Consider the following 8474-nt stretch of genomic DNA (forward strand, 5'->3'; position numbering starts at 1 on the left):
CGGTTTCGGCAACAACACCCGCACCGAAATCCTCACCGCCAACCGCCTGACGCTCGATTTCGGCGATGTCGCGTTCCACAAGCCGCATGTCGTCGACGTGTTCGTCGGCTACAAGTACTGGCTGAACAAGTTCGGCAACAACGCCCACTTCGGTGACAACAGCTACACGGCCGGTTCCTTCGAGAGCCAGGTCTTCGCCGGCGTCGCGATCCACGCGTTCTAGACGGAACGAAGGCGCGATGCTCGGGGGAGCGTCGCGCCTTTATCCTGGCCGATGGCGTAAAAGGTGCTTGCCCCTGGCCAAGAGCAACGGCGTGTCCCGGCATGGATGATCCCCACACCATCGTGGCGAAGACGCCGCTGCGCGATTGCCGCTATTTCGAATCTACGGATCTCGACGAGACACGCGAGCAGATTGCCGGCGTCCTGTCCCACCACAGCCTCGTGGCCGCCCAGCCTTCGCGATCCGTCGCCTCGCGCATGGATCTGCTCAGCGTCGCAGGCCTGAGCTTCGGGACGCTCGGCTACGGCCAGGCGATGCACGTCGACGTGCCCGAGATCGCCGACTACCACCTGCTCATCTTTTGTCTCGGCGGCGCCGGGTCCGTGCGCACCGCGAAGACGGATATCGCGATCCGCGGACGCCGCGGCTTCGCCTGCAATCCCGGCCAGTCCTTTGCGGCGTGCTTCGCCGAGGAAGCCGAACAATTGTTTGTCCGTTTCGACCGCACGATGCTGTGGCGTCACAGCGGCATCAGGGACCTTTGGCTCGAGCCGCAGATCGACCTGGCCCGGCCGACCCTCGCAGCTTGGGAATCCCTGCTTCGGGTCATTCTGGAGGACGGCGAGACTCTCGCCGCGATGCGTGCCGATCCGCGCGTCGCAACCGAATACGAGCAGCTGCTCGTCAGCCTGCTCCTCGCGGGTCACCCCAACAGCGATCGCGCCCGGATCAGCCGCGGCGCCATCGCACCGGCCAGCGTGCGCCGCGCCGAAGCCTTTATCGTCGCGCATGCGCGGGACGCGATGACCCTGCAGGATATCGCGGAGGCGGCGGACGTGCCGGTCCGCACGCTGCTCGACGGATTCAAAACCTTTCGCGACATGAGCCCGATGAAGCGGCTGCGCGATGCCCGCCTCGATCTGGTGCGGCGCAGCCTGCAGGATCGCCGCGAGCCGGACGGCATCGCCGACGTGGCCCGCCGTTGCGGCTTCGGCCACCTCGGCCGCTTCGCCCAGGCCTACGCCGAGCGGTTTGGCGAAAAACCGTCGGCGACGCTTGTGCGGGTGCGCGGGCGGTTGGGTTAGCGCGATGTTCTAGCTTGTCAGCCCCATGACGGCGGCAAACGCCGCGCCGTCCGCCGCAAGCGCGCGCAAAAGGCTGAAATGATCGGCCCCTTCGACCTGCTGCAAGGCGGATTCCCCGCCTTCGGTCACCCACGCCCCGTGCATCGCCTCGCTCTGCGCGCGAAACGCCGGCGTCTCCAACCCGCCGACGATGAAATGCGCGGGCGGCAGAGTGCCGGCCACACGATGCAGCGGCGACATCGCCTGCGCCTCGGCAGCATCGAGCAGGAGCTTGTCATTGAGCCTGGTGTCGCGCAGCGGCGCGAGATCGTAGATGCCGCTGATCGGCACGATGGCGTGAACCGACGACGCCGCCAGCCCCCTGGCGCGCCAATCCGTCAGCGCGAGCTCCACGGCGATGTGGCCGCCGGCGGAATGGCCGGCGACGACCATCGTGTCGCCGCCGCGGCCTTCGCGCTTCAGATGGGCCAGGATCACCGACACCCCGCCGCGCACCGTCTCGACAAGCGAGCGCAGCGACACGTCGGGACACAGCGGATAATTGATGAACACGACATCCACGCCCGCGGCGAGGAAGGCCGGCGCGAGAAAGCGGAACGGCGCCTTGTCGCGCGCCTGCCAGAACCCGGCGTGGAGGAAGGCGAGTGTGCCGCGCCAGGGCAGTGCGCTGCGGTAGACATCGAACACCGCGCGAGGATGTGCGCCATAGGGAATGTCCAGCGCGGGCGCGTAGGCAGAGAGCGTGGCGTCGCTTTCGGCGGCAAAAGCCTCCAGCAGCGCCCCCTGGCTGGGATGAAGCTGGCCGGTGAGGTAGGCGGCCGTCGCATCGGCCGGATGCATGAGGGCCGTCAGGTCCGCCGTCATGCCTTGGCCGCCACGGCAAAGCCGGCAAGTTGCGCGTAGCCCTGGGCGATGCCGCGCAGCTCCTCCGGCGTCGCGACGTCGTCGAGCTTTTGGAAGCCGGTCGGCGCGCGCGACGCCACGAGATCGATCACCCGCTCCGGGCCGCCGACGCGGTTGGAGGCGACGATCGCCGCCGTGGCCGGCCGCCGCTCCGCCTCATAGGCGGCGAGCGCCTTGGTGACGGACAGCGTCGCCAGATGATCGGCGAGGCAGCGCGCGTCGAGGATCGCCTGCGACGCACCATTGGAGCCGACGGGATACATCGCATGGGCGGCATCGCCGAGCAGCGTCACGCGACCCTGCGTCCACCACGGCAGGGGATCGCGGTCGCACATGGGATACTCGAAGATCTCGGCGGTCGAACGGATCAGCCGTTCGGTCTCGACGAAGGGCAGGTGCAACCGGTCGACGAGGTTGGAAAAATCCTCGTAGCGGCCTTTGCGCGACCAGCTCTCGCGCTCCGGCATCGGGGCGTTCGGCTCGGCGACGCGGGCGTAGATCACCCAGTTGGTCAGCCGCGTCTCGGGTGTCGCGCCCGCGCCGATCGGGTAGAGCACCAGCTTGGCGACGCCATCGCCCGCGATCACCATCGCATCGCCGCCGTCGAAGGCTGGCCAGTCCGTGGCCCCGCGCCACATTTTGATGCCGTTCCAGCGGATGCCGGGATCGTCGGGATGCAGCGACGCGCGCAGCCACGAATGGATGCCGTCCGCGCCGATCAGCGCGTCGCCTTTTTCCTCCGTGATCGTGCCGTCCGTGCCGGTGAAGCGCGCGATGATGCCGGTTTTGGTGCGGCGATAGCCGACGAGCCGCCGGTCCGGCCGGATCGCCTCCGCACCCAGCCGCTCGACCGCCTCGTCCCACAACATCTGCTGCAGGCGGCCGCGATGGATGGAAAACTGCGGCACCTTGTGGCCGGCGTGGAGACCGCGGGGCTCGGACCAGATGGTTTGGCCGCGATGGTTGGCGTAAGTGAGGGTCCGTGTGGCGATGCCGATCGCGTGCAACTGCGGCAGCAGGTCTAGCTCATCGAGCTGCGCGATGGCATGCGGCAGCGCGTTGATGCCGACGCCGAGCGGTTTGACCGCTGCCGCCGCTTCGAACACGGTGGTCTCGATGCCGCGGGCCTGCAGCATCAGCGCCAGCGTCAGGCCGCCGACGCCGCCGCCGGCGATGAGAATGCGCATCGGCTGCTACGCCGCGGGCGGCGGCAGGAAATGGATGTTGTAGTCCAGCGCGATGCGCACGACCTCGCCAGGATCAGTCTTCTTGTCGATCTGGGTGAACAGGTCATAAAGCTTTAGAGCCGGCGCGACCCAGAACAGGGCGCGGACGGGCTTGTCGCTCTTGTTGAAGATGCCGTGCTTCGAGCCCATCGGCATCACGATGAGGTCGCCGGTCGTCGCGCTCATTTCCGCGCCGTCGAGCCAGATCGAGAAATCGCCCTCGATGACGCGGATGAACTCGTCCTGGTCGGGATGGAAATGCGGCGGCACGAAGGTGCCCGGCGGAAACAGCGTGTCGAACGCGAAGGAGCTTTCGGAGCGCTGGACCGGCTTGTAGGTCTGGCCCAGAATGTTCCAGCTGACGCCGCCCAGGCTGTCGCCCGCCTTGGTGATCCCGGCTTCCATCGTCGTCATCCCGTGCTCCCGTTCCGATCCTAGATGTCTTGGACGGGCCCAATCTGACCGGCATCGCGCGGGCCGCACAAGCGCTTTCGCGATTGGCGGTCAAAGCTTTCGCGATAATCGGATAGGCTGGCCGGAAAACGCACGCGACCAGCGGCACGACGAAGAGTGGGGTAAGCGGTCCTCGTCCGAGGGCCCCTTAAATCTCGCGTCGGACGTCGATCGGGCCTAAATGAAATCCCTGGGAACACGGTCGGCCAAAACACGCGAAGTCGAAGGAGCGGTTTCTGGAAACGCAAAGCACGTTCGATCGGCGCGCCCTCGTCGCGGCATTTGAAAGGATAGGGCGGGCCGCGGTGGCAGAGGACACCCGACTTGAAATCGCGGTGTACGGCGGATCCGCGCTCATCCTTGTCAGCAACTTCCGCTATGCGACGGAGGATGTCGACATCGAAGAGATTGGAACACTGTGGCCTGATTGGTTCAGGAAGGTCACCATGGCCATCGCATCCGACAACGGGTGGTCCGAGACGTGGATGAATGATGCCGTGACGGTCCACCTCAGCCCTCGAGCCAGCCGAGCCGCAGACCACATTGAGTTCGGCACCTTTCCAAGCGATAGCGACGGCCGAGGCCTTGCCGTCATCGTCCCGACGACGGAATATATGCTCGCGCTGAAGCTCAAGGCGAGGCGCATCATCGAGCCGCTGAAGGGAAGGCAGGAGGCTGACGACATCTACAGTCTGATTCAAGTGCTGAAGATAGCCTCGGCGGACCAAGCCATCGCGACGATGGCGAAGTTCTTCCCGGCCAGCGCCGCAGGGGCTGAAAAGCAGCGTTTCCTTCTGAAGAATCTTTATCCCAGCGACGAGGCTTTGAGCAACGATGCGCCCACGTACGGTCGCTGAAGCCTGCAGACGGGGCCAGTCCCAAGAGGCCCTCAACAAGGCGATGGGCGAGTTCCTCGACGAATATTACGGCGCATCCAGCGATGCCGAGCGAACCGCAATGCTTGCCGACGAGCCGGCGCTGTTTGTGGACGACAGGTACAACGCGCTTGTCGGCGGCATCGCCGAATTTCTTTACAAGCGATGGACGCCGGACGCGCCGCCAGATTGGATCGGCAAGCCGGAACGCTACCTCAAGGAGCCGTGGTTCCCCTCGGCGATGAACCAGCCCGCGCTCAAGGAATATCTGACGTACTGCAGTCCGTCCGAGTTCAAGAGCCGGAACATCATGACGGACGCCCAGCCGCTTCGTCGCGCCAGCCAGCGCGGGCGGTCGTCGCGGGTGTCGTAGACTTCTACGCCGGTCGCGGGCGCAGCCCGTTCGTCACCAGCGCGATGATATTGGCCGTCGCGGCCTCCATGAAAGCGTCGTCCGCCAGCGTCTTGCCCATGATGGCGTCGATCTGGACGGAAAAATCGGCGTAGTGCTGGGTCATCGCCCAGAGCGAGAAGATGAAGTGGTAGGGATCGATCGCAGCGATCCGGCCGTCGTCGATCCAGCGCTGGATGACCGCCGTCTTGGCGGTGACCAATTCCCGCAGCGGGCCGCTCAGCTCGCCCATCAGCACCGTCGCGCCCTGGGTGATTTCCAGGCAGAACAGGCGGGATGCCTGGGGATAGTCGCGGGAATATTGCATCTTGATGCGGATGTAGGCGCTGATCGCCTCGATCGGATCATGGGTGACCTCGAAGGACGCCAGCGGCGACAGCCACAGCGTCAGGATCCGGCGCAGCACCGCGAGATACAGCTCCTCCTTCGAGGTGAAGTGATAGAGCAGGTTGGCCTTCGAGATCTTGGCGCGCTCGGCGATTCTGTCGAGGCTGGCGCCATGGAAGCTGTACGCCGCGAAGAGGTCGAGCGCCGCGTCGAGAATGGCGTCCTTCTTCTTGTCGATCCGCCGGCTGCGGCTGACGGGGAGCGGGCTCGGCTTTTTCTTCGGCCGCGTCGGCGCGACGAGGGCGCGGGCCCGTTTCTCGATCTTTTCCACGACGCTCATCGACAACCCATACCGGCAAACCCCGTCTTACGCGTAGCGGTGCCGCGATGTTATGCACCGTTCAGCGTCTCTCCTCCCGCACGAAGGCCCGGCCGAGTGCGCCGGGTTCCTCGGAGGTCGCCCGCTTGCTGAGGCTGCTCCAGACCATCACCGCCAAAGTAATGATGTAGGGCAGCATCAACATGAAATATTGCGGCGCCTGGATGCCCGCGGCGGCGATGCGCGGGATCAGCGATTCGATGCAGCCGAACAGCAGCGCGCCGGCGAGCGCCCGCCACGGCTGCCAGCGTGCGAAGATGACCAGCGCCACGGCGATCCAGCCGCGGCCGCCGGTGATGTCGGCGACCCAGACCTTGACGCCGCCGACCGCCAGCAGGCCGCCGGCCAAGCCGATCAGCGCCGAGCCCCCGGCGATCGCGAGAAAGCGCGTCGTGGCGACGCTGATGCCCGCGGCATCCGCGGCCTCCGGGTTCTCGCCGACGGCGCGCAGGCGCAGGCCCGCCATGCTGTTGCGCAAAGCGTAGCTCACCAGGATGAAGATCGGGATAGTGAGGTAGATCACGAGGTTCTGGCTGAACAGGATGCGCCCGACCACCGGCAGGTCGGAGAGCCAGGGGATGTGGACGTGGAGCAGCCCGACCACCGGCTTGTTCTGCCAGCCCGCGAGGTTGCCGACGAGGTTGGTCAGCCCCTGGCAGAAGAACACGATGGCGAGGCCGGAAATCACCTGGTTGACGCGCAGCACCACGACCATCATCGCGAACAGCAGCGAGATCACCGCGGCCGCCACCATGGCGACGAGCAGCGCCAGCTCCGGCTGCCCGCCGAAGGTGAGGGCAGCGCCGATGCCGCTCATCGCCCCGACCAGCATCAGGCCTTCCGCGGTCAGGTTCAGCACACCCGCGCGTTCGCTGATGATCAGGCCGAGCGCCGCCAGCGCGTAGGCCGCAGCGGAATCCGGCACATCGGCCAGCCAGCTCACCAAAAAGTTCAGCATGGCGTCACCGTATCAGTCGCAGGCGATGGCGGATGGCAAATTCCGAGGCCGCCACGCAGATGACGATGATCGCCTGGATCAGCTGCACCATCGCGAAGGGGATCTGGTGGAACACCTGCAGGCTCTGGCTGGTCACGAAGAGTGCCGCGACGAGAAACGCGACGAGCAGCGCGGCGACCGGATTGTTGCGCGCCATGAAGGCGATCAGCACGCCGGAGACGCCGTAGCCGTTCGAGACCGACTGCGTCAGGCGGCCCTCCTGGCCGGCGGCGACGACGAAACCGGCGAGGCCCGCGCAGAGCGCCGAGATCAGTATCGCGGTGAGCGTCGTCGCCACCAGAGGTACGCCCGTCGCGAAAGCCATGCGCGGGTTGGCCTGGACAAAGCGCATGTAGATGCCGAGCCGCGTCCGGCTCACCAGCCACCAGGCGGCGATCCCGACCAGCGCGGCGAGCGGCAGCGCCCCGTTGATGCCGAGCAGCACGTCGGGCAGGCGCTCGGCGGCGAGATAGGGCGGCGAGTGCGGAAAATTGTCCTTGGTGTCGATCCACGGGCCGTAAACGAGGTACAGCAGAAAATATTGCGCGATGTAGTTCATCAAGAGCGTCGAGATGATCTCGTTGATCTGCAGACGGATATTCAGCAGCGCCGGGATCAGCATCCACATCATGCCGCCGAGGCAGGCCGCCAGCAGCATCAGCGGCAACCGCGTCGCCTCCGGTCCGATGTGATAGAAGCTCACAGCGGTGGCGAAGGTCGCGCCAAAAATCATCTGGCCGCCGAGACCCAGATTCCAAAAATTGACGCGGAAGGCGAGCGCCGCGCCGACGCCGACCAGGACAAGCGGCGCCGCCTGCGCCAGCACGGCGCGAAAATTGTCGGGATCGAAAAAGGTCTGGACGATGAACTCGTCGGCGATCTCGTCCGCCGGCACGCCGGCCAGCATCAGGGTGATGCAGGACAGCGCCAGGCCGACGAGAACCGCGATGCCGATCGCCGCCGCCTGCCGCCACGTCGAGGGATGCTCGCGGATCGACAGCACGAGGCGGCCGAGCTTGAAGCGGCGCTGGCGCGGTGCAGCGAGGGTGGCTTCGAGCGGCACGGTGGCGCTCTCGGGCGTCCGAAGCTCAGGCATGGCCCACCATAGCCTGACCGATGCGCTGGCGGTCCATCGGCGCGGAGAATTCGGCAACGATGCGCCCGCGGTTGATGACGCCGATACGGTCGGACAGGCCCATCACCTCGTCGAGGTCGTCGCTGATCAGCAGCACCGCGGCGCCGGCGCTCCGCGCTTCGACGAGCCGCTCGCGCACCGCGGCGCAGGCACGGATGTCGAGGCCGCGGCTCGGGCTGTGGGCGATGACGACGCGCGGGATCGTGCTGAACTCGCGCGCGATGACCAGCTTCTGCGCGTTGCCGCCGGAGAGGAGGCTCGCCTTCTGCGCCATCGTGCGCACGCCCTGGACCTCGAAAGTCTTCACCGCCGCTTCGGTGTCGCGCCGCATCTTTTTGAAATCGGCGCGCGCCCAGGAGCCATAGCGCCCGGTGTGCAGCCGGCCGATGGCGAAATTCTCCAGGATCGAGAGGCTGCCGGCCAGCGCGGTGGCGTAGCGGTCGGCGGGGATCGCGGCGA

The 8474-nt window shown here is 66.4% G+C and carries 9 protein-coding genes and 2 pseudogenes; 4 read left to right on the forward strand and 7 right to left on the reverse strand.

The window, feature by feature from the left end:
* Together GSQ79_RS26115 and GSQ79_RS26120 are read left to right on the forward strand one after the other, a co-directional pair.
* Positions 1–223 (forward strand): annotated as a pseudogene (locus GSQ79_RS26115) (hypothetical protein); the annotation flags it as partial.
* A 101-nt stretch (positions 224–324) separates the two neighbouring features.
* Complete coding sequence (locus GSQ79_RS26120) at positions 325–1308, forward strand: AraC family transcriptional regulator (protein WP_158811677.1); 984 nt, start codon at positions 325–327, stop codon at positions 1306–1308.
* Between the two features lie 9 nt (positions 1309–1317).
* Here the strand turns inward: GSQ79_RS26120 and GSQ79_RS26125 are convergent, their stop codons facing one another.
* Genes GSQ79_RS26125 through GSQ79_RS26135 form a run of 3 tightly spaced genes read right to left on the reverse strand, consistent with a single transcriptional unit; the run spans position 1318 to position 3851 of the window.
* Positions 1318–2172 (reverse strand): alpha/beta hydrolase, encoded by an 855-nt coding sequence (locus GSQ79_RS26125; protein WP_210253223.1) that lies wholly within the window; start codon positions 2170–2172, stop codon positions 1318–1320.
* Positions 2169–3398 (reverse strand): flavin-dependent oxidoreductase, encoded by a 1230-nt coding sequence (locus GSQ79_RS26130; RefSeq protein WP_158811678.1) that lies wholly within the window; start codon positions 3396–3398, stop codon positions 2169–2171. Before GSQ79_RS26130 ends, GSQ79_RS26125 begins: the two co-directional genes overlap by 4 nt.
* Before the next feature lie 6 nt (positions 3399–3404).
* Positions 3405–3851, reverse strand: coding sequence for a cupin domain-containing protein (locus GSQ79_RS26135; protein ID WP_158811679.1), 447 nt, complete (start codon positions 3849–3851; stop codon positions 3405–3407).
* 344 nt (positions 3852–4195) lie between these two features.
* On the opposite strand from GSQ79_RS26135, the gene GSQ79_RS26140 reads away from it, so the two are divergent.
* Together GSQ79_RS26140 and GSQ79_RS26145 are read left to right on the forward strand one after the other, a co-directional pair.
* Entirely contained in the window at positions 4196–4747 is a 552-nt protein-coding gene (locus GSQ79_RS26140) for a hypothetical protein (protein WP_246725595.1), read from the forward strand.
* On the forward strand, positions 4725–5138 hold the full coding sequence (locus GSQ79_RS26145) for a hypothetical protein (protein ID WP_158811680.1): 414 nt from the start codon (positions 4725–4727) through the stop codon (positions 5136–5138). Before GSQ79_RS26140 ends, GSQ79_RS26145 begins: the two co-directional genes overlap by 23 nt.
* Before the next feature lie 4 nt (positions 5139–5142).
* Here GSQ79_RS26145 and rutR read toward each other — a convergent pair whose 3' ends face one another.
* The 4 genes and pseudogenes from rutR to GSQ79_RS26165 form a co-directional block, all read right to left on the reverse strand.
* Positions 5143–5844 (reverse strand): HTH-type transcriptional regulator RutR, encoded by a 702-nt coding sequence (rutR, locus tag GSQ79_RS26150; protein ID WP_158811681.1) that lies wholly within the window; start codon positions 5842–5844, stop codon positions 5143–5145.
* Between the two features lie 61 nt (positions 5845–5905).
* Positions 5906–6841, reverse strand: coding sequence for an ABC transporter permease (locus GSQ79_RS26155; RefSeq protein WP_158811682.1), 936 nt, complete (start codon positions 6839–6841; stop codon positions 5906–5908).
* A 4-nt stretch (positions 6842–6845) separates the two neighbouring features.
* Positions 6846–7976 carry an ABC transporter permease gene (locus tag GSQ79_RS26160; protein ID WP_158811683.1) on the reverse strand — a complete coding sequence of 377 codons (1131 nt, stop codon included), beginning with the start codon at positions 7974–7976 and terminating at the stop codon, positions 6846–6848.
* Positions 7969–8474: pseudogene (locus tag GSQ79_RS26165) on the reverse strand (ABC transporter ATP-binding protein); the annotation flags it as partial. The gene GSQ79_RS26160 and the pseudogene GSQ79_RS26165, both read right to left, overlap by 8 nt.

This window comes from Beijerinckia sp. L45 (assembly GCF_009765775.1).
In the GTDB taxonomy this organism is placed as follows: domain Bacteria; phylum Pseudomonadota; class Alphaproteobacteria; order Rhizobiales; family Beijerinckiaceae; genus RH-AL1.

Bases quoted from the DNA above. Each gene is read 5' to 3' on its own strand.
- GSQ79_RS26145 (WP_158811680.1), top strand. From the start codon at position 4,725: ATGCGCCCACGTACGGTCGCTGAAGCCTGCAGACGGGGCCAGTCCCAA.
- GSQ79_RS26130 (WP_158811678.1), bottom strand. From the start codon at position 3,398: ATGCGCATTCTCATCGCCGGCGGCGGCGTCGGCGGCCTGACGCTGGCG.
- GSQ79_RS26135 (WP_158811679.1), bottom strand. From the start codon at position 3,851: ATGACGACGATGGAAGCCGGGATCACCAAGGCGGGCGACAGCCTGGGC.
- GSQ79_RS26125 (WP_210253223.1), bottom strand. From the start codon at position 2,172: ATGACGGCGGACCTGACGGCCCTCATGCATCCGGCCGATGCGACGGCC.
- GSQ79_RS26155 (WP_158811682.1), bottom strand. From the start codon at position 6,841: ATGCTGAACTTTTTGGTGAGCTGGCTGGCCGATGTGCCGGATTCCGCT.
- GSQ79_RS26160 (WP_158811683.1), bottom strand. From the start codon at position 7,976: ATGCCTGAGCTTCGGACGCCCGAGAGCGCCACCGTGCCGCTCGAAGCC.
- GSQ79_RS26120 (WP_158811677.1), top strand. From the start codon at position 325: ATGGATGATCCCCACACCATCGTGGCGAAGACGCCGCTGCGCGATTGC.
- rutR (WP_158811681.1), bottom strand. From the start codon at position 5,844: ATGAGCGTCGTGGAAAAGATCGAGAAACGGGCCCGCGCCCTCGTCGCG.